The organism is Microbacterium sp. 16-032, assembly GCF_041079455.1.
GTDB lineage: Bacteria > Actinomycetota > Actinomycetes > Actinomycetales > Microbacteriaceae > Microbacterium > Microbacterium testaceum_A.
Window position 1 is genome coordinate 12527 of the sequence record NZ_JBFYGQ010000007.1, and the last position, 26230, is coordinate 38756.

The 26230-nt window shown below is 69.8% G+C and carries 20 protein-coding genes; 11 read left to right on the top strand and 9 right to left on the bottom strand.

Annotation, left to right across the window (positions count from 1 at the left end; genetic code table 11):
• Positions 1 to 59 precede the first annotated feature (59 nt).
• The 10 genes from uvrA to AB6V31_RS15060 all read left to right on the top strand — a co-directional run bounded on the left by uvrA (position 60) and on the right by AB6V31_RS15060 (position 11933).
• The gene (gene uvrA, locus AB6V31_RS15015) at positions 60 to 3029 is read left to right on the top strand and encodes an excinuclease ABC subunit UvrA (protein WP_074694853.1); all 2970 of its coding nucleotides are present in this window, start codon (positions 60 to 62) and stop codon (positions 3027 to 3029) included.
• A 2-nt stretch (positions 3030 to 3031) separates the two neighbouring features.
• The gene (gene uvrC / locus AB6V31_RS15020) at positions 3032 to 4975 is read left to right on the top strand and encodes an excinuclease ABC subunit UvrC (protein ID WP_056232210.1); all 1944 of its coding nucleotides are present in this window, start codon (positions 3032 to 3034) and stop codon (positions 4973 to 4975) included.
• 31 nt (positions 4976 to 5006) lie between these two features.
• Positions 5007 to 5888, top strand: coding sequence for an RNase adapter RapZ (rapZ, locus tag AB6V31_RS15025; RefSeq protein ID WP_369366623.1), 882 nt, complete (start codon positions 5007 to 5009; stop codon positions 5886 to 5888).
• A gap of 40 nt (positions 5889 to 5928) precedes the next feature.
• Positions 5929 to 6906, top strand: a complete 978-nt coding sequence (gene whiA / locus AB6V31_RS15030) for a DNA-binding protein WhiA (RefSeq protein ID WP_056232204.1) — start codon at positions 5929 to 5931, stop codon at positions 6904 to 6906.
• Between the two features lie 569 nt (positions 6907 to 7475).
• Positions 7476 to 8102 carry a superoxide dismutase gene (locus tag AB6V31_RS15035; RefSeq protein WP_056232453.1) on the top strand — a complete coding sequence of 209 codons (627 nt, stop codon included), beginning with the start codon at positions 7476 to 7478 and terminating at the stop codon, positions 8100 to 8102.
• 103 nt (positions 8103 to 8205) lie between these two features.
• Positions 8206 to 9216 (top strand): type I glyceraldehyde-3-phosphate dehydrogenase, encoded by a 1011-nt coding sequence (gene gap / locus AB6V31_RS15040; protein ID WP_094734144.1) that lies wholly within the window; start codon positions 8206 to 8208, stop codon positions 9214 to 9216.
• A 6-nt stretch (positions 9217 to 9222) separates the two neighbouring features.
• Complete coding sequence (pgk, locus tag AB6V31_RS15045) at positions 9223 to 10437, top strand: phosphoglycerate kinase (RefSeq protein ID WP_369366625.1); 1215 nt, start codon at positions 9223 to 9225, stop codon at positions 10435 to 10437.
• Positions 10428 to 11216, top strand: coding sequence for a triose-phosphate isomerase (tpiA, locus tag AB6V31_RS15050; protein ID WP_369366627.1), 789 nt, complete (start codon positions 10428 to 10430; stop codon positions 11214 to 11216). Before pgk ends, tpiA begins: the two co-directional genes overlap by 10 nt.
• Positions 11217 to 11329: 113 nt before the next feature.
• Positions 11330 to 11578: a preprotein translocase subunit SecG gene (secG, locus tag AB6V31_RS15055; RefSeq protein ID WP_056232190.1), complete on the top strand. Its 249-nt coding sequence runs from the start codon at positions 11330 to 11332 to the stop codon at positions 11576 to 11578.
• 1 nt (position 11579) lies between these two features.
• Entirely contained in the window at positions 11580 to 11933 is a 354-nt protein-coding gene (locus AB6V31_RS15060; RefSeq protein ID WP_055955187.1) for an RNA polymerase-binding protein RbpA, read from the top strand.
• Positions 11934 to 12047: 114 nt separating this feature from the next.
• Here the strand turns inward: AB6V31_RS15060 and AB6V31_RS15065 are convergent, their stop codons facing one another.
• From AB6V31_RS15065 to AB6V31_RS15085, 5 genes are all read right to left on the bottom strand, one after another.
• Positions 12048 to 12797: a hypothetical protein gene (locus AB6V31_RS15065; RefSeq protein ID WP_369366629.1), complete on the bottom strand. Its 750-nt coding sequence runs from the start codon at positions 12795 to 12797 to the stop codon at positions 12048 to 12050.
• Positions 12794 to 14245, bottom strand: a complete 1452-nt coding sequence (locus AB6V31_RS15070; RefSeq protein WP_369366631.1) for a polysaccharide deacetylase family protein — start codon at positions 14243 to 14245, stop codon at positions 12794 to 12796. The genes AB6V31_RS15065 and AB6V31_RS15070 overlap by 4 nt, the downstream gene beginning before the upstream one ends.
• An 80-nt stretch (positions 14246 to 14325) precedes the next feature.
• Complete coding sequence (glmS, locus tag AB6V31_RS15075) at positions 14326 to 16140, bottom strand: glutamine--fructose-6-phosphate transaminase (isomerizing) (protein ID WP_369366633.1); 1815 nt, start codon at positions 16138 to 16140, stop codon at positions 14326 to 14328.
• The gene (locus tag AB6V31_RS15080) at positions 16140 to 17204 is read right to left on the bottom strand and encodes an NAD-dependent epimerase/dehydratase family protein (RefSeq protein ID WP_369366635.1); all 1065 of its coding nucleotides are present in this window, start codon (positions 17202 to 17204) and stop codon (positions 16140 to 16142) included. The genes glmS and AB6V31_RS15080 overlap by 1 nt, the downstream gene beginning before the upstream one ends.
• Complete coding sequence (locus AB6V31_RS15085; RefSeq protein ID WP_369366637.1) at positions 17201 to 18532, bottom strand: nucleotide sugar dehydrogenase; 1332 nt, start codon at positions 18530 to 18532, stop codon at positions 17201 to 17203. The genes AB6V31_RS15080 and AB6V31_RS15085 overlap by 4 nt, the downstream gene beginning before the upstream one ends.
• A gap of 329 nt (positions 18533 to 18861) precedes the next feature.
• Between AB6V31_RS15085 and AB6V31_RS15090 the strand changes: the two genes are divergently transcribed.
• Positions 18862 to 20196, top strand: a complete 1335-nt coding sequence (locus AB6V31_RS15090; protein ID WP_369366638.1) for a glycosyltransferase family 2 protein — start codon at positions 18862 to 18864, stop codon at positions 20194 to 20196.
• Here the strand turns inward: AB6V31_RS15090 and AB6V31_RS15095 are convergent.
• The 4 genes from AB6V31_RS15095 to zwf form a co-directional block, all read right to left on the bottom strand.
• Entirely contained in the window at positions 20147 to 22690 is a 2544-nt protein-coding gene (locus AB6V31_RS15095; RefSeq protein WP_369366641.1) for an AAA family ATPase, read from the bottom strand. The genes AB6V31_RS15090 and AB6V31_RS15095 overlap by 50 nt on opposite strands.
• A gap of 254 nt (positions 22691 to 22944) precedes the next feature.
• Complete coding sequence (gene pgl / locus AB6V31_RS15100; protein ID WP_369366643.1) at positions 22945 to 23736, bottom strand: 6-phosphogluconolactonase; 792 nt, start codon at positions 23734 to 23736, stop codon at positions 22945 to 22947.
• Positions 23733 to 24680 carry a glucose-6-phosphate dehydrogenase assembly protein OpcA gene (locus tag AB6V31_RS15105; RefSeq protein ID WP_056232163.1) on the bottom strand — a complete coding sequence of 316 codons (948 nt, stop codon included), beginning with the start codon at positions 24678 to 24680 and terminating at the stop codon, positions 23733 to 23735. Before AB6V31_RS15105 ends, pgl begins: the two co-directional genes overlap by 4 nt.
• Positions 24677 to 26227, bottom strand: coding sequence for a glucose-6-phosphate dehydrogenase (gene zwf / locus AB6V31_RS15110; RefSeq protein WP_056232160.1), 1551 nt, complete (start codon positions 26225 to 26227; stop codon positions 24677 to 24679). Before zwf ends, AB6V31_RS15105 begins: the two co-directional genes overlap by 4 nt.
• Positions 26228 to 26230 lie beyond the last annotated feature (3 nt).

Genomic DNA, 26230 nt, shown 5'->3' on the forward strand with positions numbered 1-26230 from the left:
ATCCGTGCGCCCCGGGCGAACCCGGGGCCGATGTCGGAGGTCCGACCTAGACTTAACAGGTGCCCATCGTTCCTGTCGCCCAGCCCTCGTCATCCGCGAATTCCGGTACCAGCGGAAAGCTGAGTGTCCGGGGCGCGCGTGTCCACAACCTCAAGAACGTCGACCTCGACATCCCCCGCGATTCGCTCGTCGTCTTCACCGGTCTGTCGGGTTCTGGCAAGTCGAGCCTCGCCTTCGACACGATCTTCGCCGAGGGGCAGCGTCGGTACGTCGAGTCGCTGAGCGCGTACGCGCGTCAGTTCCTCGGACAGGTCGACCGGCCCGACGTCGACTTCATCGAGGGCCTCAGCCCGGCCGTCTCGATCGATCAGAAGTCGACCAACCGCAACCCCCGCTCGACGGTCGGCACGATCACCGAGATCCACGACTACATGCGCCTGCTCTGGGCGCGCGTCGGCGTTCCCCACTGCCCCGATTGCGGCGCCCGCATCCAGCGTCAGACGATCCAGCAGATCGCCGACCAGCTCATGGAGTTGCCCGAGCGCACGCGCTACCAGATCGTCGCCCCCGTCGTCACCCAGAAGAAGGGCGAGTTCGTCGACCTCTTCAAAGAGCTCAGCGCTAAGGGCTACGCCCGCGCGGTCGTCGACGGCGAGCTCGTCCAGCTGGCCGAGCCCCCGACACTCAAGAAGAGCTACAAGCACGACATCGCGGTCGTCGTCGACCGCCTCGTAGCCTCCGGTGACAACCTGAGCCGCGTCACCGACTCGGTCGAGACCGCGATGGGCCTCGCCGGCGGCATCATGCAGGTCAACTACGTCGACGAAGAGGGCGACGACGCCTGGCAGTCGTTCTCCGAGAAGCTCGCGTGCCCCAACGGCCATCCCCTGCAGCTGACCGAGATCGAGCCGCGCACGTTCTCGTTCAACGCGCCGTTCGGTGCGTGCCCCGTGTGTTCGGGCCTCGGCACGCGCATGTCGGTCGACGTCGACCTCATGCTGGGCGATGAAGAACTCTCCATCCGCGACGGAGCGATCCTGCCGTGGACCACGCAGGGCAAGGGCCTGTTCCAGTACTACGAGCGCCTGCTCGAAGGACTCGCGCGCGACCTGGAGTTCTCGCTCGACACCCCGTGGAAGGACCTCTCGCACGACGTCCAGCAGGCTGTCCTCCGCGGCGAGAACTACAAGGTGACCGTCAAATGGAAGAACCGCTACGGCCGTGAGATGCGGTACTCCTCGGGCTTCGAGGGCGTTGTTCCGTACATCGAGCGTCAGTATCTCCAGGCCGAGTCCGACACGCAGCGCCAGCGCTGGTCGGAGTACCTGCGCGAGGTTCCCTGCGCGGTCTGCGACGGCGACCGTCTCAAGCCCGAGGTGCTCTCGGTCCTCGTCGACGGCACCTCGATCGCCGCGGCATCGCGCATGAGCCTCGCCGACGCGCGGGACTTCTTCTCGCAGCTCACGCTGACCGACCGCGAGGCCACGATCGCCGCCGCAGTGCTGCGCGAGATCCGGGCTCGTCTCGACTTCCTGCTGCAGGTCGGCCTGAACTACCTCAGCCTCGGTCGCGCCGCCGGTACGCTCTCGGGCGGCGAGGCCCAGCGCATCCGCCTGGCCACCCAGATCGGTTCCGGCCTCACGGGTGTGCTCTACGTCCTCGATGAGCCGTCGATCGGCCTGCACCAGCGCGACAACCGCCGTCTCATCCAGACCCTCGAGACCCTTCGCGACCTGGGCAACACGCTGATCGTCGTCGAGCACGACGAAGAGACGATCCACGCGGCCGACTGGGTGGTCGACATCGGACCCCGCGCGGGCGTCGACGGCGGAAACGTCGTCCACTCCGGCCCTCTCGCCGAACTCCTCGAAGACGAGCGCTCCCTCACCGGTGCCTACCTTTCGGGCCGCCGTTCGATCGAGGCACCCAAAAAGCGCCGCAAGATCGATAAGAAGCGCCAGGTCACGGTCGTCGGGGCACGCGAGAATAATCTCCAGAATGTGACGGCCGACTTCCCGCTCGGTGTGCTGACCTCCGTCACCGGGGTCAGTGGCTCGGGCAAGTCCACGCTCGTCAACGGCATCCTGTACGAGGTCCTCGCCTCCAAGCTGAACGGCGCGCGGCGCGTACCCGGCAAGCACACGCGCGTCACCGGACTCGACAACCTCGACAAGGTCGTGCACGTCGATCAGGCGCCCATCGGCCGGACGCCGCGCTCGAACCCGGCCACCTACACCGGCGTCTTCGACCGCATCCGCAGCCTGTTCGCCGAGACGCCCGAGGCCAAGGTGCGCGGCTACCAGGCCGGGCGCTTCAGCTTCAACGTCAAGGGCGGGCGCTGCGAGGCGTGCTCCGGCGACGGCACGCTGAAGATCGAGATGAACTTCCTGCCCGACGTCTACGTCGACTGCGAGGTCTGCCACGGAAAGCGCTACAACCGCGACACCCTGTCGGTGCACTACAAGGGCAAGAACATCGCCGAGGTGCTCGAGATGCCCATCTCCGAGGCCGCGGACTTCTTCGAGCCGATCCAGGCGATCCACCGCTACCTGCGGACCCTCGTCGATGTCGGCCTGGGCTACGTGCGCCTCGGACAGTCGGCGACTACCCTGTCGGGCGGTGAGGCGCAACGCGTCAAGCTCGCGACCGAGCTGCAGCGCCGGAGCAACGGCCGCTCGATCTACGTGCTCGACGAGCCGACGACCGGTCTGCACTTCGAAGACGTGTCCCTGCTGCTGAAGGTGCTCAACGGTCTCGTCGACAAGGGCAACACCGTCATCGTCATCGAGCACAACCTCGACGTCATCAAGAGCTCGGACTGGGTCATCGACCTCGGCCCCGAGGGCGGCGCCGGCGGGGGAACGATCGTGGCCACCGGCACGCCCGAGCAGGTCGCGAAGGTCGAGGGCAGCCACACCGGTGCCTTCCTCGCGGAGCTCCTCGAGACCGGTCGCACCGGCGCGCAGCGCAACGCGGCGACGGTCGAGACCGGCGACACCGAGCGAGAGCTCGTGAGCGCGGCGCGCTGAGCATGGCGTCCCGCGAACGGGTCTCGCACCTTCCGTATCGTCCCAAGGCCGGCGAGATCCCCACCAATCCGGGGGTCTACCGGTTCCGGGACGCCGAGGGGCGCGTGCTGTACGTCGGCAAGGCGAAGAACCTGCGCGCGCGCCTGTCGAACTACTTCGCTCCGCTGCACTCGCTGCATGAGCGCACGCGCCGCATGGTCACGACGGCGGCGAGCGTGGAGTGGACGGTCGTGCCCAGCGACGTCGACTCTCTGCAGCTCGAGTACATGTGGATCAAGGAGTTCGATCCGCCGTTCAACGTCCGCTACAAGGACGACAAGTCGTACCCCTTCATGGCGATCACCCTCGCCGACGAGGCGCCGCGGGTGATCGTCACGCGCAACCCGAAGATCCGCGGGGCAAAGTACTTCGGCCCGTACCCCAAGGTCTGGGCGGTGCACGACACGATCGACCTGATGATCAAGGTCTTCCCGATCCGCACGTGCAGCGACTCGTCGTACAAGAAGGCGATGGCCTCCGGTCGACCGTGCTTCCCGGGTCAGATCGGGCGCTGCGGTGGTCCCTGTTCGATGAAGGTGACGATCGAGGAGCACCGCGCGATCGTCAACGACTTCGTCGCCTTCATGTCGGGCGGCGACCAGCGCTTCGCGCGCGAGCTGACATCGCGAATGAAAGAGGCCTCGGCCGCGATGGACTACGAGTCGGCCGCGCACTACCGCGACCGCCTGCAGGCCATCGACGCCGTGCTCGGCAAGAGCGCGCTCGTGCTGGCCTCCGACACGGATGCCGATCTCTTCGGCATCGCCGAGGACGAGCTCGCCGCGACCGTCCAGCACTTCGTGGTGCGCGGCGGACGCGTGCGCGGAGTCCGCGCCACCACGATCGAGAAAGAGATCGACATCTCCGGTGCCGATCTCGTCGACCAGGTCCTCCAGCGCACCTACGGAGACGCGGACTCGAGCGACATCCCCCGTCAGGTGCTCGTTCCCGAACTCCCCGACGACGCGGAGCAGCTCGAGGACTGGCTGCGCGAACGCCGGGGCCGCCCGGTGACCCTGCAGGTCGCCCAGCGCGGCCGCAAGGCCGACCTGCTGAAGACCGCGACGCTCAACGCGCAACAGGCCCTCATGCTCCACAAGACGCGCCGGACGAGCGACTACGTCGCCCGGTCGCAGGCCCTCACCGACCTGCAAGAGGCTCTCGGCATGACCGAGGCGCCGTTGCGCATCGAGTGCTTCGACATCTCGCACCTGTCGGGCACCAACGTGGTGGCATCCATGGTCGTGTTCGAGGACGGCCTTCCGCGCAAGGACCAGTACCGCTCCTTCGGCGTCGCCGAGACGACCGACGACACCGATTCGATGTACCAGGTGCTCAGTCGCCGGCTGGCGTACCTCGACCGGCCCGACGAAATCGAGCCCGAGACCATCGACGGGGCGATCGTGGCCGATCCCGACTCCGAGGAGGCGACGGCCGACGGCGAGGTCGTCACGGCCCGCAAGAGGCCGCGCTTCGCCTACCGCCCGCAGCTGCTCGTGGTCGACGGCGGTCAGCCCCAGGTCGCCGCCGCGGCCCGTGCCCTCGCCGACGCGGGGCACGAGGAGATCGCGCTGTGCGGCATCGCCAAACGTCTCGAAGAAGTGTGGCTGCCGGGGGAGGAGTACCCGGTGATCCTTCCGCGTACCTCGGAGGCGCTGTACTTGCTGCAGCGTCTGCGCGACGAGGCCCACCGCTTCGCGATCGTCCACCAGCGCAAGCGCCGCAAGCGCGACATCACGAGCGTGCTCACCGAGGTGCCCGGACTCGGCGATACGCGCATCAAGGCGCTGCTGCGGCATTTCGGGTCGGTCTCGGCGTTGAAGAACGCCACGCCCGAAGAGATCATGGAGCTCCCCGGCATCGGGCCGACGCTCGCCGAGAACATCCACAGTCATCTGGCTCGGTAGGCTGGACCGACACGACGGGAGGCGATCGCCCATGGAACCGGCACGCGACGACGAGCCAGGCGAGGTGCTGATCGTCACGGGCATGTCGGGCGCCGGGCGATCCACGGTCGCCAACGCCCTCGAAGACCTCGACTGGTACGTGGTCGACAACCTGCCCCCGCGCATGCTGCGGCCGCTTCTCGAGCTCACAGAGCTCGCCGGTGGGGCGGTTCCGCGCGTCGCGGTCGTGGTCGACGTCCGCGGCCGATCGCTGTTCGGCGACCTTCCCGAGGCCATGCGCACCCTGCAGGCGCACCGGCAGGTGAGGGTGGTGTTCCTGGATGCCAGTGACGCGGTGCTCGTGCGCAGGTTCGAGGCGGTGCGCCGGCCGCACCCCCTGCAGCACGACGGCACGATTCTCGACGGCATCCGTCGCGAGCGCGAGCGATTGGCTCCGGTCCGCGAGGCCGCCGACGTCGTGATCGACACCTCCGCCCTGAACGTCCATCAGTTGTCGTTGCGGGCGGTCGAGCTGTTCGGCGAAGAGGGCGCTGCGCGTCACACCGTCACGCTGATGAGTTTCGGGTTCAAGTACGGCCTGCCGCCCGACGTCGATCTCGTCGCCGACATGCGCTTCCTGCCGAATCCGTTCTGGAACGACGATCTGCGCGCGCTCACCGGAGAGGATCCCCGCGTGCGGGAATACGTGCTGGGTCAGCAGGGCGCGGCGGAGTTCCTCGATGCGTACGCGGCGGCGCTGCGCCCCGTGATGGAGGGGTATCAGCGCGAGAACAAGCGGCATTCCGTCGTGGCTGTGGGCTGCACGGGGGGCAAGCATCGTTCGGTGGTGATGGCCCGGGAGTTGGCTGCACGTCTGTCCGATGTGCCCGGGGTGGCCGTCCGTGTGGCTCACCGCGACCTCGGTCGCGAGTAGGCTGGACCGTCGTCCCCGCCGCCCCCACCCGAGGAGAACCGTGCCGCTGACCGCCGACGTGAAGGCCGAACTCATCACCGTTCGCGACCCGCGCCCGACCGCGCGCGTCGCCGAGCTGACGGCCCTCCTGCGCTTCTCCGGTGGTCTGCACTCCATCGCCAACCGCGTCGCGGTCGAGGCCGAACTCGACTCCGACATCCTCGCGCGCCGCGTGGCTCGCGACCTCATGGAGCTCTACGGCGTCCGTCCCGAACTGCACCACGTGCAGGGTTCCGGCGGGCGTGCGGGCGGGCTCTACGCGGTGCGCGTGATCGAGGCGGGCGAGACCCTCGCGCGGCAGACCGGACTCCTCGACCAGCGCCGTCGCCCCGTGCGCGGCCTGCCGAACAAGCTGACCACCGGTTCGCGTCCCGACCTGAGCGCCATCTGGCGTGGAGCATTCCTCGCCGCCGGCACCCTGAGCGACCCCGGTCGTTCCGCGGCCCTTGAGATCTCGTGCCCCTCGTCTGAGGCGGCGATGGCGCTCGTGGGTGCGGGCCACCGCATCGGCATCCCCGCCAAGGCCCGCGAGGTGCGCGGAGTGCCGCGCGTCGTCGTCCGCGACGGCGAGGCGATCCGCGGAGCCCTGTACGAGATGGGTGCCCGCCGCACCGCGGGGGAGTGGGACCAGATGCGCCAGCGCCGCGAGGTGCGGGCCGGGGTCAACCGTCTCGTGAACTTCGACGACGCGAACCTCCGCCGCTCCGCGCAGGCCGCCGTCGCGGCGTGCGCGCGTGTCGAGCGCGCTCTCGAGATCCTCGGCGACGACGTTCCCGCGCACCTTCAGCAGGCGGGTGAGCTGCGCTTGGCGCACCGCGACGCGAGCCTCGACGAGCTCGGCCACCACGCCGACCCGCCCCTCACCAAGGACGCCGTCGCCGGCCGTATCCGCCGCCTCCTCGCCATGGCCGACAAGAAGGCCGATGTCGAGGGCATCCCGGGAACCGAGGCTGCTGTTCCGGTGGGTGCCGAGGACTGAGCCCGGGTGGGATGCCGCCGTTGCGGGCATCCCGGGAACCGAGGCTGCTGTTCCGGTGGGTGCCGAGGACTGAGCCCGGGTGGGGCGCCGCCGTTGCGGGCATCCCGGGAACCGAGGCTGCTGTTCCGGTCGGTGCCGAGGACTGAGCCCGGGTGGGGCGCCGCCGTTGCGGGCATCCCGGGAACCGAGGCTGCTGTTCCGGCCGGTGCCGAGGAGTGAGTCCGGGCGGGATGCCGCCGTTGCGGGCATCCCGGGATCGAGGCCGCTGTTCCGGTGAGATCCGGGGGCGGAGGGGGATGCCGTCCTCGGGGCGCCCCGGTGACGCTCGGGCTGTCCCGATCACCGACGCCCGCTGAGTGCGACCTCGCTCGTCCGGGCCCCGCGGGTCACGGCATCCATCGCCCCCTTCCGACGCGCCCGGGCGTTTATCTTCCGTCATCCGGGGAAGCAACCCCGGTGCGCCGTGGTTACCCCTCAGTAGGATGAACTCGTCACCCTCGCTGCTCGATCCCTCGGCACGTCGTCTCGGCGAAGAGGTTTCGGCAGCGCCCGATTCGGAAGTTGAGATCATGGCGAAGTACACGCTGCCCGAACTGCCCTACGACTACTCGGCGCTGGAGCCGCACATCAGTGCGACCATCATGGAGCTGCACCACAGCAAGCACCACCAGACCTACGTCAACGGTGCCAACACCACTCTCGACCTCCTCGCCGAAGCGCGCGAGAAGGGCGATTTCGCCAACATCAACCGCCTGCAGAAGGACCTCGCGTTCAACCTCGGCGGTCACACGAACCACTCGATCTTCTGGACGAACCTCTCGCCCAACGGTGGAGACAAGCCCACCGGCGACCTCGAGTCGGCCATCGACGACCAGTTCGGCTCGTTCGACGCCTTCCGTGCGCAGTTCACCGCCGCCGCCCTCGGCGTGCAGGGCTCCGGCTGGGCGGGTCTGTTCTGGGACTCGATCGGCGAGAACCTCGTCATCCAGCAGTTCTTCGACCAGCAGGGTCAGATCGTCGCGGGCACCGTGCCGATCCTGCTCCTCGACGTCTGGGAGCACGCGTACTACCTCGACTACAAGAACGTCCGCGCCGACTACGTGAAGGCGTTCTGGAACATCGCGAACTGGGATGACGCCCAGCAGCGCTTCGCCGCCGCCCGAGAGAAGACCGCGGGTCTGCTGGTACTGTCGTAAACGGTGCGGCGTCCCGGTGGGACACCTCACCGGGACGCCGTTGTCCGCCAGCGAACACCGCAATCACGCGCTTCTCGCGCACAACTGATTCAGGAGATATTCCGTGACCGTCAAGATCGGAATCAACGGCTTCGGCCGTATCGGACGCAACTACCTCCGCGCGGCTCTCGCGCAGGGTGCCGACCTCGAAATCGTGGCGGTGAACGACCTCACCGACAACAAGTCGCTGGCGCACCTCCTCAAGTACGACTCCGTCGGCGGCGTGCTGACCGAGGACGTCTCGTACACCGCAGACTCCATCACCGTCGGCGACAAGACCATCAAGGTCTTCGAAGAGCGCGACCCCGCGAACCTCCCCTGGGGTGAGCTGGGCGTCGACATCGTCATCGAGTCGACCGGTCGCTTCACCAAGGCCGAAGACGCCAAGAAGCACATCACCGGTGGGGCCAAGAAGGTCCTCATCTCGGCTCCCGCCACGGGCGACGACGCCACGATCGTCATGGGCGTCAACGAAGAGACGTACAACCCCGAGACCGACGTCATCATCTCGAACGCGTCCTGCACCACGAACTGCCTGGCGCCCCTCGCCCAGGTGTTCAACGAGGCCTTCGGCATCGAGCGCGGCTTCATGATGACCGCTCACGCCTACACCGCCGACCAGAACCTCCAGGACGGCCCGCACAGCGACCTGCGTCGTGCGCGCGGCGCGGCGATCAACATCGTTCCCGCCTCGACCGGTGCCGCCAAGGCCATCGGCCTGGTGCTGCCCGAGCTCAACGGCAAGCTCAGTGGCTCGTCGTACCGCGTTCCGGTTCCCACCGGCTCGATCGTCGACCTCACGATCGTCACGCCCACCGAGGGCCTGACCGTCGACCAGGTCAACGAGGTCTACAAGAAGGCCGCTGCCGAGGGTCGCCTCAACGGCATCCTCCAGTACACCGAGGACCCGATCGTCTCGAGCGACATCCAGGGCAACCCGCACTCGTCGATCTTCGACGCCGAGCTGACCAACGTCAGCGGCAACCTCGTCAAGGTGTCGTCGTGGTACGACAACGAGTGGGGCTACTCGAACCGTCTCGTCGACCTGACCGAGTACGTCGCCGAGCGTCTCTGACCCTCCATGGCTCTGCGCACCCTCGATTCGCTGGGGTCGCTGGCCGGCACGCGCGTCATCGTCCGTTGTGATCTCAACGTTCCTCTCAAGGACGGGATCATCACGGACGATGGCCGCGTGCGCGCGTCGCTGCCGACCCTCAACGCACTGATCAACGCCGGCGCGCGTGTGATCGTGTGCTCGCACCTGGGCCGCCCCGACGGGGCCCCCGACCCGAAGTACTCCCTCGAGCCGGTCGCGCAGCGCCTGTCCGAGCTCCTCGGCCAGCCGGTCGCGTTCGCGCGCGACACGGTGGGCGAGTCGGCTCAGGATGCCGTGGCCTCGCTCGAGAACGGTGAGGTCGCCGTCATCGAGAACCTCCGCTTCAACGCGGGCGAGACCTCGAAGGACGAGTCCGAGCGCCAGGCCTTCGCCCGAGAGCTCGCCGCTCTCGGCGATGCCCTCGTGTCGGACGGCTTCGGCGTCGTGCACCGCAAGCAGGCGAGCGTCTACGACCTCGCTCAGCTGGTGCCCTCGGCCGCCGGCCTTCTCATCCAGAAGGAGCTCGAGGTCCTCGACCGTCTCACCGAGAACCCCGAGCGGCCCTACACGGTCGTTCTCGGCGGTTCGAAGGTGAGCGACAAGCTGGGCGTCATCGAGCACCTGCTGCCGCGCGTGGACAAGCTTCTCGTCGGTGGCGGCATGATGTTCACCTTCCTCGTCGCCGAGGGGCACAAGGTCGGCTCGAGCCTGCTCGAGCAGGACCAGATCGACACCGTGAAGGGTTACCTCGCCACGGCGAAGGAGCGCGGCGTCGAGATCGTGCTGCCGGTGGATGCGGTCGTCGCCGCCTCGTTCTCGGCGGACGCCGATCACGTGGTCGCCGACGCGGACGCCCTCGAAGACACCGCCTTCGGTGCGTCCGGTCTCGGCCTCGACATCGGCCCCCGCACGGCGGAGATGTTCGCCGACGCCGTCCGCGGCTCGCGCACCGTCTTCTGGAACGGCCCGATGGGCGTGTTCGAGATGAAGGCGTTCGAGTCCGGCACCAAGACCGTCGCCCAGGCACTCACCGAGGTCGACGGCCTCAGCGTCGTCGGCGGTGGCGACTCCGCCGCAGCCGTGCGTCAGCTCGGCTTCGCCGACGAGGCGTTCGGCCACATCTCCACGGGTGGCGGCGCCAGCCTGGAGTTCCTCGAAGGCAAGAAACTCCCCGGACTGGAGGTCCTCGGATGGCAGTGACCAGAACCCCTCTCATCGCCGGCAACTGGAAGATGAACCTCGACCACCTGCAGGCGGTCGCGTTCGTTCAGAAGCTGCACTGGACGTTGAAGGAAGCCAAGCACGAGGCCGGAAGCGTCGAGGTCGCGGTCTTCCCGCCGTTCACCGATCTGCGCACCGTGCAGACGCTGCTCGACGCCGACAAGATCGACTTCGCCCTCGGCGGTCAGGACCTGTCGACCCACGACTCCGGTGCGTACACCGGCGAGATCTCGGGTCAGTTCTTGGCCAAGCTCGACGCGAAGTACGTGATCATCGGGCACTCGGAGCGTCGTCAGTTCCACAACGAGACCGACGAGGTCGTCGCGGCGAAGACCCAGGCGGCCCTGCGTCACGGTCTCGCGCCGGTCATCTGCGTCGGCGAGACCTCGGAGGACCTCGAGAAGTTCGGCGCCAGCGCCGTTCCGGTCGGTCAGCTCGAGGTCGCGCTCGAGGGCGTGGCGGCGGACGCCGACATTGTCGTGGCCTACGAGCCGGTATGGGCCATCGGTTCGGGTCAGGCGGCGACGCCCGACCAGGCCCAGGAGGTCTGCGCCAAGCTCCGTGCGGTCGTCGCCGACAAGCTGGGCGCCGATGCGGCTGCTCGCACGCGCGTCCTCTACGGCGGTTCGGTGAAGTCGGGGAACATCGCCGGCTTCATGCGCGAGCCCGATGTGGACGGCGCCCTGGTGGGTGGCGCGAGCCTCGTCGTCGACGAGTTCGCCGCGATCGTCCGCTTCCAGAAGCACGTCGGCGTCTGACGCCGATACGGGTGCCCGCGGCGCTTCGCCGCGGGCATCCGTGCGTCCGGGGCGCCTCCCCGTATACTTGACGCTTGTGCGGTCGACCTGATCGCTACGAAAGGCTTTCGACTGTGCAGATTCTCGAGTTCGTCCTGCAGGTGCTCCTGGGTATCACCAGCCTCCTGCTGACCCTGCTCATCCTGCTTCACAAGGGTCGCGGTGGCGGTCTGTCCGACATGTTCGGCGGCGGCATGAGTTCCGCCCTCGGTTCGTCGGGCCTGGCCGAGCGCAACCTCAACCGTTTCACGATCGTGCTCGCGCTGGTGTGGTTCGTCACCATCGTGGGTCTCGGTCTCCTCACCAAGTTCGCGGAGATCTGACATGGCCACTGGCGGTAATGCCATCCGTGGCTCGCGCGTCGGCGCGGGCCCCATGGGCGAGCAGGATCACGGCTTCCACGCCGACCGCGTCGCCGTCTCGTACTGGGACGCCCTCGGCAACGAGACCGTCCGGTATTTCGCTGCGGGCATCCCCGACGACGAGATCCCCGAGACGATCGACTCCCCGCACTCCGGGCTCCCCGCCGGGCGCGACAAGGCCAACCCGCCGGCTCTCGCCAAGGCGGAGCCGTACAAGACGCACCTCGCCTACGTGAAGGAGCGCCGCAGCGACGAAGAAGCCGCTTCGCTCCTCGATGACGCTCTGCAGCAGCTGCGCGAGCGTCGCGGACAGTAGGTCCTCACCGCGCGAGCGAGGGAAGGGCCGGATGCCATGGCATTCGGCCCTTTTCCGTTCCACACCCACGTGAGAGGGTGCGGGCGCTAGCGCGCGTCGGCGGTCGGAGTCTGTTCAGCGGACCGGGGAGTCGGTGACGATTCTCGTCCAGGGGCCCGCGGGGACGTCGGCGTCGTCGACGAAGGCCCAGTCGACGCGGTCGTCCTCCCCGTTGAGATAGGAGAAGCCCAGGCAGCCGTTCAGGGCGGGCGACACGTCGAGGCCCGCGCCGTTGTACCGCGTGTTCGCGGGATGACGATCGTCTGAGCCGAACACGTAGGCGGCGTCGCGGTACTCGCCCGGCCCCGCGTCCTCGATCTGGCCGTAGCAGACGTGTCCGTCCTTGCGCAGGACCACCCACCGGTTCTTCATGAGGCTTTGCGAGGGGTCGTCGACGGCTGAGGAGTACGCGGGCTCCTTCGCCCAGGGGATGACCGAGCCGCGCGTGGCGAAGCCCTGGTCGTCGTTGACGTCGTCGAACGGCAGGTCGAGGTAGAACGGGTTCTCGCGCGGAGTCATGGCGGTGGGGAAGTAGCCGGCGTCGGCGGTACGGGCCTCGGTGCGGCAATCGGTGCCGTCGACGATCCCATCGCATCCGCCGTAGGACCCCAGCCAGTCCGAGTCGTACGCCGAGATGCGCTGGCTGCCGTCGGAGGCGTCCGGGTCGAACACCTCGCCCACCCAGAAGGTCGTCGCCACGATGTCGGTATGCCACGGGTAGCCGGTGTCGGGGCGCGGCACGGCGGGTGGGGCGCACGCCGAGAGGCCGACGGCGGCGACCACCACGAGGGTGATCGCCGCCGCCGGCCGCAGCGTCCGCGTCATCCGGTGACGTCGCTCTCGGTGGGGTGGACCTTCTCCACCGGGCCCTGGGGAGGCGTCGCGGTCATCGGGGCGAACGACGGGGCGGTCACGGTGGCGGGGGCCAGGGACGGGGCACCGGTGCTGTCGTAGAGCTGCAGATCGTCGGTGCGGAGAGTGCCGTTGCCGAAGATCGTCAGCGCGAAACTGATGCCGTTGTAGCCGGCGGGGATCGCGGCCGTCGTCCAGTCGGCCTGCGTCCAGTCGGCGGCCGAGGAGAACCACGGGCTCGAGGTCCAGTACGACCACGAACCGCTCGTCGACCGGAGGTAGACCGCGAACTGCGTCACCCCACTCGACTGGTACCACTCGCGCAGCGTATAGGTTTTGCCCGGTGTCACCGTGGGGGAGCACTGGCCGAGGTCGAACTGCGGGAGGAGTTTGGCATCGCCGTCGACGTACGCGGACATGACGATTCCGCTGGAGATGTTCCCCGTGTGCGCGGGGGAGCCGGTGCTGAACGCGGGGGAGTTGTTGCCGTAACCGCCCCTCATCCAGCAGTCGGGAGCACCGGTCTCCATGCTCGGGTTGACGATGCCGTTGGTCGACCCCGTCACGGCGGGCACCGAGGGGCCGTCGACGACGGGCTTGGCCGTGCCGCCGATGACGTCGCCGATCGTCTTGACCACCGTCCCCGCCGCCTGTCGCGTCTTCAGCCACGAGGTGAACTGACTGAACAACGACGTGGTGACCGCCAGGTCGCTGCACGCGTCGTCGCAGACGTCGTGGAAGGTGTACTGCACCCACCCGCCGCCGTTCTTCTCGGCGTTCGTGACCCCCGCCTTGAGGTCGTCGAGCGTCCAGGTGGCGTCGACCTGGTCGAGGGCCTTGAGCGCGTACTTGTCGGCCGGGCGGGTGGACTCCGCGTAGGCGCAGTCGGGGCAGCCGAAGCGACTGCGGATGTCGCCGAGGAGGCGCCCGCTGCTGTACCCGCAGTTCGCCACGGCCTTCTCGACGGCGGGGGTCGACGACGCGAAGGGGTAGGCGAAACTGCGCACCGTGAAGCCCCACGAGGTGAGGTTCTTGCGGTCGGTGCAGATCTGGCGCGTGGCCTCGTCGACACTGACCTGCGCGAGGTCGGGATGGTTGACGGTGTGCCCGCCGATCTCGTGACCCGCGTTCTTCAGGTTCGTCAGGTCGGTGCGGGTCATGTGCCCCGCCGCGCCGATGAATCCGGAGTTGATGTAGAACGTCCCCTTCATGCCGTTGGCCTGAAGGGCGGGGAGGGCGTTGAGCTGGTCGGAGTTGGCGTCGTCGAACGTGAGGCTGACGATGGTGCGGGTCGCGGCCTGGGCCGGTGCCGCGGCGGGCGGTGCCGCGGCGATCAGCCCGCCCGCTCCGACGGCGACGGCGGCGAGGACCGCGAGGGCGCGGAGTCGCCGACGCCCGGGGGCGACGTGTCGGTGGATCATGGGGGCGTCCTTTCGGGTGGGGCGGGTCCGTCGGCGGATCCGTGAGTCGTCCGGGCCGGGGACCTCGGAGTCGCGGCCGGTCACGAGACCGTCACCGACTTGGCGAGATTGCGGGGCTTGTCCACGTCGCGGCGCAGGCGCAGGGCGAGCTCGCGAGCGAACATCTGCAGGGGCACCACCGTCTCGAGCGGTCCCCACGAGGGGCCCGTCCGCGGCAGGTGCAGGGGGATGCCGCCCACGTTCAGCACGCGTTCTCCCACGCGGAGCACGCGGCCGCCGCGGGCGAGCACCTCGGCGACGTCGACGTCGAGCCGCGAATCGCCGTTGTCGACGACGAAGACCGGGGTGCCGGCATCCACCAGGGCGAGGGGGCCGTGCTTCAGCTCGCCCGCCGGCTGGTGCTCGGTCCACCGGTACGACAGCTCTTTCAGCTTGAGCGCCCCCTCGGCGGCGTAGACGAGACCCGAGCCGCGTCCGATGAAGAGGAAGCCGGGGGCGTTGACGAATTCGGCGGCCATCTTCGCCGCGGGGCCACGCCAGGTGTCGAGTGCGGCCGACAGCGCCTCGGGGGTCGCGGCGAGCGCGCGCAGGTCACCGTCGAGGGCCATCGCGTCGGCCCGCGACGAGACCGACAATCCCGAGAGGGCGAGGCAGGCGCCCGTGAGGACCTGGGCGATGAACGTCTTCGTCGCGGCGACCCCGATCTCGGGACCGGCGAGGCAATCGAGCGTCGCATCCGCGCGACGGGCCAGCGTCGACGACGGGTTGTTCGTCAGGGCCAACACGGTGCGCCCGCGGGCCGGGAGACCGTCGAGCGCCCGCAGGACGTCGGCCGTCTCGCCCGACTGGCTCAGCGCGATCACCAGCGTGCGCGGCTCCCAGACCTCGTGCGCCGCCTCGCTCGCGACGAGCGTGCGAGTGGGAAGGCCGCCGAGGCGGGAGAACACTCCGGCCACCGCACGGCCGGCGTGCAGCGACGTCCCGCACCCGATGACCGTCACCCGATCGACCTCGTCGAGCGGGGGAAGGCCCGCCCCTCGCCACAGGACGCCGTCGGCGATCCCGGGGGTGAGGACCTCGAGCACGCGGCGCGCCACGGCGGGCTGCTCGTCGATCTCGTTGCCCATGTGGTCGCGGTGGCGTCCCTTGCTCGACAGGTACGCCGTCTGCGGGACGGGCCACAGTCCGCGCGGGCGACAACTGCCGCCCGGGCGGTGCCACCGCATGCCTTCCGCGTCCACCTCGACCACGTCGTCGTCCTCCAGCACGCGGAACGTCTCGACCACCGGAGTGATCGCACCCACGTCGCTCGCGAAGTAGACCCCCTCCTCGCCCTCGGCGAAGATGAGGGGCGAACCGTGCGCCGTTCCCGCGAGCGATCCCGACCGGCTGTCGAGGGCGACGATCGCCCATGACCCCTCGAGGCGCGTGACGATGTCGGCGAGGGCGTCGCCGAGCCCCACCCCGGGGCGCAACGCCTGCTCGAGCAGGTGGACGATCACCTCGCTGTCGACGTCGGTGGCGAACCGGTGCCCGTCGGCGACGAGCTGCGCCCGCAGCAGATCGGCGTTCTCGATGATTCCGTTGTGCACCAGGAACAACCGACCGCTACAGTCCTCGATCGGGTGGGCGTTGCGCTCGCTGACCCCGCCGTGGGTGGCCCAGCGGGTGTGGCCGATCGCCGAGGTCGTGGCATCCGTCCCCGATTCGCCCGAACGCACTGCGTCGGTGAGGGATGCCACGCCGTTCAGGGTGCGCACGTGCAGGGCCGTGCCGTCGATGTACCGCGCGGCGATGCCCGCGGAGTCGTAGCCCCGGTACTCCAGACGCTCGAGGGCGCTACGGGCGCGCGAGGCGGCGGACGTCGGACCGCGGTACGCGGTGATGCCGCACATCAGAGGACCCCGCGGAAAGCGCCCGCGCCGGCCAGCGGCATGGCGTCGGAGCCGAGGCGTTCGCGCGAGAGCAGGTCGGCGGCGACTCGCATGATCGTCGAGGTCAGCGAGGTGTGCGGCTCGTAGCCCACGAGGTCGTGCGCCTTGGTGTTGTCGGGGACGCGGCGCCGCATGTCCTCGAAGCCGGGGGCGTACGCCTGCTCGTAGGGGACGAGCTCGATCGTGCTCCGACTGTCGAGGGTGCGGATGATCTCGGTCGCGAGCTCGAAGATCGAGATCTCGCGCGCACCGCCCAGGTTGTAGGCCTGACCCCGGGCGCGCGGATCCCGCTCGATGAGCACCATCGCGGGCACGACGTCCTCGACCGCGGAGAAGCAGCGCGTCTGCTGGCCGTCGCCGAACACGGTGAGGGGAGCGCCGCGTAGGGCCTGCCCCACGAGGTTGGGCAGCACCATGCCGTAGCGACCGGTCTGGCGGGGCCCGACGGTGTTGAACAGGCGGACGATCGAGACGTCGAGGCCCTCCTGATCGCAATAGGCCTTGGCGAAGGCCTCGTCGATGCCCTTGGCTCCCGCATAGGTCCAACGCGAGAGCAGCGGGTCACCGAGGACGCGGTCGGAGTCCTCGCGCAGGCGATCGGCGGTGTTCTTGCCGTACACCTCGCTCGTGGACACCATGAGCACCGAGGCCTGGTGCTCGATGGCCGCCGTCAGCACGTTCTCGGTGCCGTGGATGTTGATGCGCAGACCCCGCAGGGGCTGCTCCACGATGAGCTTCACCCCCACGGCCGCGGCCAGGTGGAACACGCGGTCGCATCCCTGGATCGCCGCGCTCACCGTCTTGGTGTTGAGGATCGAGCCGTGGATCATCTCGAGGCGGGGGTTGTCGGCGACGCCCGCGAGGTTGCGGGCCGAGCCGGTCGAGAGGTCGTCGAGGACGACGACCTCGTCACCCAGGGTCAGCAGGTGCTCGACGAGGTGGCTGCCGACGAACCCGGCGCCCCCGGTCACCAGCGTGCGCGTCCGGGGCGAGGCGGAACCCGGGTAGACCGTCACGCCGCTCACAGGAGCACCCGCCCCGCGATGTCGGCGCTGCGGTAGGTGCCGTCGACGACGACCGCGTCGCCGTCGAGCCAACCCAGGTCGGCGTCGTGGTGGCGGGTGTGCACGAGCACGATGTCGGGATGGAAGGCCGCCGGGTCGGGCAGCGAATCGCGTTCCCGCCCGGAATCGAGGCGGATGTGCGGGGCGTGGGTGTCGACGTACTGCACCTCGGCGCCCACGTCGATCAGGTGGTCGATGATCTCGAGGGCGGGGGATTCGCGCAGGTCGGCGACGTCGGGCTTGTAGGTGACGCCGACGACGAGCACGCGGGCGCCGAGCGTGCCCTTGCCGGCGCGTCCGAGGACATCGCGAATGCGGTCGACGACACGGCGAGGGCGGGCCGCGATGCGCGTCATGGCCTCGGTGATGACGCCCGCGTCGACGTGCAGCGCCTTGAGCTGCCAGAGCAGGTAGTGCGGGTCGCAGGGGATGCAGTGTCCGCCGACGCCGGGGCCGGGGTAGAACGCCATGAAGCCGTAGGGCTTGGTGCTCGCGGCCTCGATCACCTCGGTGACCGGGACGTCGAGGGCACCGCAGATGTCGGCGAACTCGTTGGCGAGGGCGATGTTGACGGCGCGGAAGGTGTTTTCGAGCAGCTTCGTCATCTCGGCGGTGGCGAGGCTCGACACCCGGTGCACGCGCGCCGCGTAGCGGGCGAGTAGCCGCGCGCCCTCTTCTTCGCACTGCCCGGTGGCGCCTCCCACCACGCGGGGGACGATCTCCTGGGCGAAGCCCACGTTGCCGGGGTCGATGCGCTCGGCGCTGAAGGTGACGAAGACGTCGCGTCCGATCTGCATCCCGCGCTCGCGGAGCGGCTTCTCGACGAGGTCGTGGGTGCAGCCGACGTACGTGGTCGAGGTGAGCATGATGAGCTGCCCGGGCCGGACGGCGGCGACGACGGTGGCGCACGCCGCCCGGAGTGCGGTGAGGTCCGGGACCTGCTGGTGGTCGACGGGCGTGGGGACGCACACGACGATGGCGGCCGCGCGGCCGAGCTCGGAGGTGTCGCTCGTGAGGCGGAAGCCGGCCGGCGCGTGCAGGGCGGTCTCCAGGCGCTGCCGGTCGGAGTCGATGAGGTCGGCGCTGCGCGCGGCGATGTCGCGCAGGCGTCGCGGCGAGACGTCGAGGGCGAGAACGCGCGACCCGCTGGCGTGATAGGCCAGGGCGGTCGGCAGGCCCACGTACCCGAGTCCCACGATGGCGACGTCGAAGTCGAACGTCCGCGTCGGGGCGGGAGCCGGGGGCTGCGGCGTGGTCATCACGTCGGCCCGGACATCGAGAGTGGACATCTTCATCCTCCAAGGCAGGGTCCGAGGGGGCGGCGGGGGAAATGCAGCGCCCCCTCGGACGATTTCGGGTGGTGGGACGGCGTCCGATCGGGTGTCGACGCTGATCCGGGGATCACAGTGCGTCGTCGGCGCGGGTCGGGTCAAGCAATCGCGGACGATCCTGCGGGGTCCCGCTCCCCGCATCGCGATCTGCGGGAAACCGCAACCGCAACTGCGGGTCGAGGCGGCCTCGACGGGCGTCGGGTCACGTACGGTCGCCTTCGACGCGTCATCCGGTCGCCCGATCCGGAGGCGCGACCCGAACCCTCGACCCGAAGAGGTGGGATGCCATGACCCCTGCACTCGTCGTGCTCGTCGCGGTGTGCACGATCGGCGTCTCGACGCTCGTGTGGGGCACGGCAGCGGTGTGCCGTCTCGTCGCCGAGCGTCGACCGTCCGCCGCGCTGCTGAACCCGTCGATGTACTTCCGCAGCGCCGAGGTGGCGATCCTCATCGCGGCGCACGACGAGGAGCTCGTGATCGCCGACGCCGTGCGTGCGGCGCGCCGGCTCGTGCCCGCGGGCAACGTGTTCGTCGTGTCGGACGGCTCCCGCGACGGCACCGTCGAGCGGGCGCGGGCCGCCGGTGCCGAGGCCTGGGACCTCACGCCGAATCGGGGGAAGGCGGGCGCCATCCGGGCGGGTCTCGACCACTTCCGGATCCCGGAGCGGTTCCCCCTGCTCCTCCTGCTCGACGCGGACTCCCGGCCCCGCCCCGACTACCTGCGTACCGCGCTTCCGCAGTTCACGGACGACGGTGTCGTCGCGGTGGCCGGTCGGGCGACCACGTCGGCGGATTCTCCGCCCACGGGCGTGGGGCGCCTCCTCACCTCGTATCGCGAGCGGACCTACGTGTGCACGCAGTACCTGCACAAGTTCGGGCAGGCGGCGCGGGGAGCGGATGCCGTGGCGATCGTGCCCGGGTTCGCCAGCCTGTACCGCACCGATGTGCTGGATCGCATCGACATCGACGCCCCCGGGCTGTCGATCGAGGACTTCAACATGACCTTCGAGGTCCACGCCAAGAGGCTCGGACGGATCGCCTTCCACCCGGAGTGCGCCGTCGCCGAGACGCAGGATCCCGCGGTGCTGCGCGACTACTCGGCGCAGGTCCGGCGCTGGAGCCTGGGGTTCTGGCAGACGGTGCGCCGCCACGGTCCCCATCCGGGCCTCTTCTGGTCATCGGTCGGCGTCTTCGCGATCGAGACGGTGGTGTCGAGCCTGGTCCTGGTGGCGATGCTTCCGCTCCTGGTCGTCGGAGCTCTGGCGGCGCTGGTCGCGGCGACCACCGACGGTGCCGCAGCGGCGACGGCGGCCGGGGTGGCCGCGGCGCTTCCGGTGCTTCCCCTGGCCGCGGGGTTCCTGATCGTCGACTTTGTGATGAGTGCGTTCACCTGTGCGGTGTCGCGCACGCGCCCGCACCCCCGGATGCTCGTGTTCCCCCTCCTGCGGGTGTGGGATGCGACCCTGTGCCTGCGTGCCCTCGTCGCCGCGCTCGGGCGTCCGTCCGACGGGCGCTGGCGCAGCCCCGATCGCCGGATGTCGCAGCCGTCGGTCGAACCGGCGGCCGCTCCGCTCAGCTCGCCGCTCCGCGAAGGTGGGCCACGAGCTGTACCCGCGAGGTGATGCCGAGCTTGCGGTAGATGCCGGTCAGGCGCAGCTCGACCGTCCGGAGTGAGATGAACAGGGCCGCCGCGATCTCGCGGTTGCGCAGCCCGCGCTCGACGAAGGCGACGATCTCGCGTTCGTGGCCAGTGAGCTCTCGCGCGTTGAGACTCGGTCGGGGGTTCGGGACGGCGTCGCCACCGATCGCGCGGACGGCCGACACGCGGACGTCCGGCAGGCACCGTTCCTCCGCCCGGCGGAGACGTTCCCGCTCGAGAGGAGAGTCGTCGCCGCGGAAGAGCGTTTCCGCGTCACGGAAAGCCGCCGCGCCCTCGCGGGCGGACCGGCAGACGGCCCGCGAGCGCGCGAGGGCGAGATGGGTCCACCTTCTCGTCGAATCGGCGGCCGCGCGCTCGAGGCGTTGCAGTTCTTCGAGGGCCTCGTCGTGCCGACCGTCGAGCCAGAGGGCTTCGATGAGGTCGGCGTCGAGGCGCATCACGGCGGGGTCGTCGTCGGCGTGAAGGGAGCGGGCGTCGCGCAGGTGCAGGATGGCCTCGGTGTGCCGCCCCTCGCCGAGGGCGAGGGATCCCTCGATCGCCGCGAACCACGGCGTCAGGGTGCTCGCGCCTTCGCGACGGGCTCGTTCCCGCCCCCGCTCGACGAGGTCGGCGGCAGCGGTGGGCGGTTCATGCATTGCCGCCTCGGCGGCGAGGATGAGCGTGCTGGCGGCGTCGGTGCTGCGTCCCGGAATCCACTCGCGCTGCCAGGCGATGACGGCGTCGCGCGCGGCGATCGGGTCTCCGGCGCGGACCTCGACGGTGACGAGCTGGCGCAGAAGATGCTCTCGCCACATCGGCGCGTGTCGCGGGGAACGATCGAGCTCGGCGCGGATGATCCGTCTCGCCGTGCTGTAGTCCTCGCGCAGCAGGGTGAGCCCCGCGTACAGCAGGGCGTGGTCGATCTGGACGTCGTCGCCGTCGTCTTCGAGACGGATGGCCGCCGCGGCGTGGGAGCGCCCGCCCATTTCTTCGGCGATACCGGCGAGCAGCGCCGTCTGGGTGGATGCGACGCCGAGCTTCACGGCGAGGGCGATCCGTTCGACGGCGAGGTCGACCTCTCCCCGGTGCAGGTGCAGGCAGGCGCTCTCACAGAGAAGCCTCTCGGATGCCGCGGCCTCGGCGCCGACGAGCGGATCGACGTGATCGAGGACGGTGTCGTCGACCGTGTGATCCACCGCCGCGACAGCGCGGAGGCGGGCGATCGCGGCGCGCGTGCGGGTCGCGGGATCGGCGCTCACCCCGGCCCGCCGGAGGTAGTGCTGACCGAGGAGGTCGTGTCCTCCGAGCACGAGCGCCTCGCCGAGGTCGACGAGGAGCTCGCAGCGACGTGCTTCGTCCATCTCCCCGGCCAACGCCCGCTCGGCGAACTCCACGGCGGCGGCGGTCTCAGCGTCTCGAGCGAGCAGGATGGCACCTTCGAGAAGGGCGCTGCGGTCCGCGGTCGGGTCGAGGAAGCTCTCGTGCCAGCGACGCGTCGCCGGGTACGCGCCGGCGTGGTCGGCCGCTCCCCGTGCGTGGAGGGCGCGACGCTCCTCCGGACTCAATCCGGCGTGCAGGCGCAGTCGGCGAGCCGGGTCGGCGATGCGGGCGAGACCGCCGTGGACGGAGACGATGCCGTGATCGAGCAGATCGTCGATGTCGACATCGTGCTCGCCGGCGGTGGCGCGCAGCCGGTCGAGGCCGTACACGGGACCCACGGCGAGCAGATCGAGCACGTGCGCCCAGCGCGGGTCGATGACGCGGCACTCGCGCTGCTGCCGCCGGTGGGGTCGCTGCTCGCGCACGCGCAGCGGGACGCTGAGCGGCTCCTCGCCGTTCGCCTCGGCGGGGGTGAGGCGCAACCCCACCAGCACGCCGGGGTCGCCGGCGGCGAGGTCCGCCACGATCCGCAGCACGGCGCGGTCGGCACCCGCCCCGAGGACGGTGCGCGCGAGATCCACGGACTCGTCGAACGACAACCGCTGGATGCGGGTCTGCAGCATGCCGGCGAAGTCGTGGCGTCCCTCGAACGAACCGCTCGTGGCGATGACGCTGACGCCGGTGCCGCGGAGGCGTCCGAAGACGTACGACAGCACGGTGATGCTCGCGCTGTCCATCTCGTCGAGGTCGTCGACGACGACGACGCACGGATCGGCTCGCAGCAGGTGGAGGGTGCGGCTGATCTCCTCGGCGAGGAGGTGCTCCGGCCAGTCACCGCTGCGGGACAGGACGCTGTCGACCGCATCTCGTCGCCCGTCGTCGAGCGCCGCCACCACCGCGGTCACGCCCGAGAGCGGCCACATGCGCTCGCTCGGACTGGCCGTGACCACCACGGCGTCGTGGCGCGCGGCGACCTCGCGTGCCAGGGCGGACTTGCCCGACCCGCTTTCACCGACGAACAAACCCGCGGAGCCGCTGCCCGAACCGATCAGGTTCGCGGCGACGTGCAACTCTCGATCTCGACCGACAAATGGCATCCGAACGCTCCCTACTGCGTCGGCCGTTCGTCGCGGATCGACCCTCACGGATCGAGCCCCGCCGAGCGGACCAGGATGCCCCCCACGAAGAGAGTAAATCGGCGCCACGCGGAAGACAATGGGTGGAAGTCCCCTACAGACGTGCGCGGACAACGCGGAGGACCGGATGCCGTGTGGCATCCGGTCCTCCGGCTCGAGCGTGTGAACTCGCGGCGCGTGCGGGGGAGAGTCCCCGTCGGGCGAGCTCCCGCTCCTCAGTACTCGCGGTCGATGAGCTGCGGCGGAACCTGATCGGCCGCGACCTCGTCGACGAAGAACGCCGTGCGACGGCGGCCCTTCGCCCCGGCCGCGGGAACGCTCTGATAGCTCGCACCGGCGAGGGCGAGACCCAGGGCGGCGGCCTTGTCGGCGCCCGCGACGACCATCCACACGCGCTTCGACGAGTTGATGACCGGCCGCGTCAGCGAGACGCGATCGCTCGGCGGCTTGGGGGAGTTGCGCACCGGGACGGTGGCCCGATCGGTCACCGAGATCTCGGGACGATCGGGGAACAGCGAGGCGATGTGCGCGTCGGGTCCGACCCCGAGGAAGCAGATGTCGAAAGCGGGCCAGGGTCCCGTCTCGCTGCGGTCCGAGGGAGCGAACTGCGCCAACTCGTCGGCGTACGCGATCGCCGCGGCATCGAGGTCGAGACCGTCCTCGATCGAGGCGACGGTGTGGATGTTCTCGGCCGGGATGTCGAGGTGGTCGAGGAACGCCTCGCGGGCCTGCTTCTCGTTGCGGTCGTCCGAGTCGCGCGGAACGAACCGCTCGTCGCCGAACCAGAAGTGCACGAGCGACCAGTCGATCTCGCCGACCCGCGCGTCCTTCGCTGCGGTGCGCAGCACCGCTCCGCCCATCGTGCCGCCGGTGAGGCACACGTGCATGCGCTTGCCCTCGGCGACCCGCTTGACGATGCGGTTCACGAAGCGCGTGGCGACGTACGAGGCGAGGGTCTCGGCGTCCGGCTTGATGATGACCTGCTTGACCGAGCCGTTGTCGGTCATGCGTCGTCCCGCTCGCTCGCGGCGAGCAGCAGGTCGTGCCCCTCGGTGATCACGCGACCGTAGAGGAGGTCGGGGTCGAGGCGGCGCAGCTCCTCGGCGAGGCACTCGCGCAACGTGCGGCGCGGGAACGCCAGGTCGTGGGTGGGCTGACCGGGCTGCGTGAGCACCGCGACCCCCGCCTCGGGCCGCTCGAGCAGCGTGTCGCCGCTCGGACGGGTGAGACGCACCGACTTGATGCCGCTCGCCCACTCCTCGGCCGGCAGGTAGGCGTAGTCGACGGGAGCCTCGAGCTTCATCCCCAACCAGGCCGCCAGCAGGGCGGTGGAGGGGGAGTCGGCGGCGCCGCGGACCTCGATCGCGGTGACGGGCTCGTACGGGGGCTGATCGAGCACGGCCGCGAGCTGCTCGCGCCAGCGCGTCACACGGGTCCAGGCAAAGTCGGTGTCACCGGGGGAGTAGTGCTCGCCGAGCCGGGCGACCCAGGCGGCCGGGTCGGCCTGCGACGACGCGTCGGTGATGCGACGCTGCGCGATCCGACCGATCGCGGAGTGCGAGGGGTCCTCGGGCGCGTCGGCCGGCCACCAGGCCACGACCGGGGCATCGGGGAGCAGCAGGCCGGTGACGAGGCTCTCGGCATTCGAGCCCGCGGCGCCGTGGGCGCGCAGCACCACGACCTCGCTCGCGCCGGCGTCGCCGCCCACGCGGATCTGGGCGTCGAGGCGGGGCTCGTCGTCGTCGTCGCCGAACAGCACGGCGATGACGCGCATCGGGTGCTCGCGCGAGGCGTCGTTGGCCGCCTCGATGACCTCTTCTTCGGCGCCATGGTGCGTGACGATGATGAGCGTCAGCACGCGGCCGAGGGCGACGGCGCCGCCCTCTTCGCGCACGCTGACGAGCTTCTTCGAGATGGCGCTGACGGTGGTGTCGGGCAGATCGATGATCACGGGCGTCTCCAGGTGCGACCGTCGCGGGCGAGGAGTTCGTCGGCGGATGCCGGACCCCACGAACCGGGCGAATACTGTTCGAGCGGACCGCCCTGGGCGGACCAGAACTCCTCGATCGGGTCGAGGATCTTCCAGCTGAGCTCCACCTCTTCGTGCCGGGGGAACAGCGGCGGATCGCCCAGCAGGACGTCGAGGATGAGGCGCTCGTAGGCCTCGGGGCTCGCCTCGGTGAAGGCGTGCCCGTAGCCGAAGTCCATCGTGACGTCGCGCACCTGGGTGCCGTCGCCGGGGACCTTCGACCCGAAGCGGATCGTCACGCCCTCGTCGGGCTGGACGCGGATGACGAGGGCGTTCTGCCCCAGCTCCTGCGTCTGACTCTGCGAGAACAGCTGCTGCGGCGCGCGCTTGAACACCACGGCGACCTCGGTCACGCGGCGACCCAGACGCTTTCCGCTGCGGACGTAGAAAGGGACCCCCGACCAGCGGCGCGTGTTGATCTCGAGCTTGATCGCCGCGTACGTCTCGGTGACCGACTCGGGGTTCATGCCGTCTTCCTCGAGGAAGCCGAGCACCTGCTCGCCGCCCTGCCAGCCGCCGGCGTACTGACCGCGAGCGGTCGCCTCGGCGAGGTTCTCGGGCACGCGGACCGCGGCCAGCACCTTCTCTTTCTCGGCGCGCAGGTCGGCGGCGTTGAAGCTGATGGGCTCTTCCATCGCCGTGAGCGCGAGCAGCTGCAGCAGGTGGTTCTGGATGACGTCGCGCGCCGCGCCGATGCCGTCGTAGTACCCGGCACGGCCACCGACACCGATGTCCTCGGCCATGGTGATCTGCACGTGATCGACGTAGTTGCGGTTCCAGATCGGCTCGTACAGCTCGTTCGCGAAGCGCAGCGCGAGGATGTTCTGCACCGTCTCTTTACCGAGGTAGTGGTCGATGCGGAAGATCGCGTCGGCGGGGAAGGCGCTCTCGACGACCTCGTTCAGCTCGCGCGCCGAGGCGAGGTCGTGACCGAACGGCTTCTCGATGACGACGCGGCGCCAGCCCGAGGTCTTCGTCTCGTCGTCGCCCACGAGACCCGACGCCTTCAGCTGGGTGGTGACCAGCGGGAACGCCTTCGGCGGGATCGAGAGGTAGTAGGCGTGGTTGCCCATCGTCCCGCGCTCGGTGTCGAGCTTGTCGACGGTCTCGCGCAGACGACCGAACGCCTCGGGGTCGTCGAACTCGCCCTGGACGAAGCGGATGCCCTCGAGGAGCTCCTTCCACGTCTCCTCGCGGAATTCCGTACGGGCGTACTTCTTGACCGACTCGTACACGACCTCGGCGAAGTCCTGGTCCTCCCAGTCGCGACGCGCGAAGCCCACGAGCGCGAAGCCCGGGGGCAGCAGGCCGCGGTTGGCGAGGTCGTAGACCGCCGGCATGAGTTTCTTGCGCGAGAGGTCGCCGGTGACGCCGAAGATCACGAGGGCGCTGGGCCCCGCGATCCGGCTCAGACGGCGATCCTCGGGATCGCGCAACGGATTGTGACCCGGAGTGATCTCTACGACCATGCT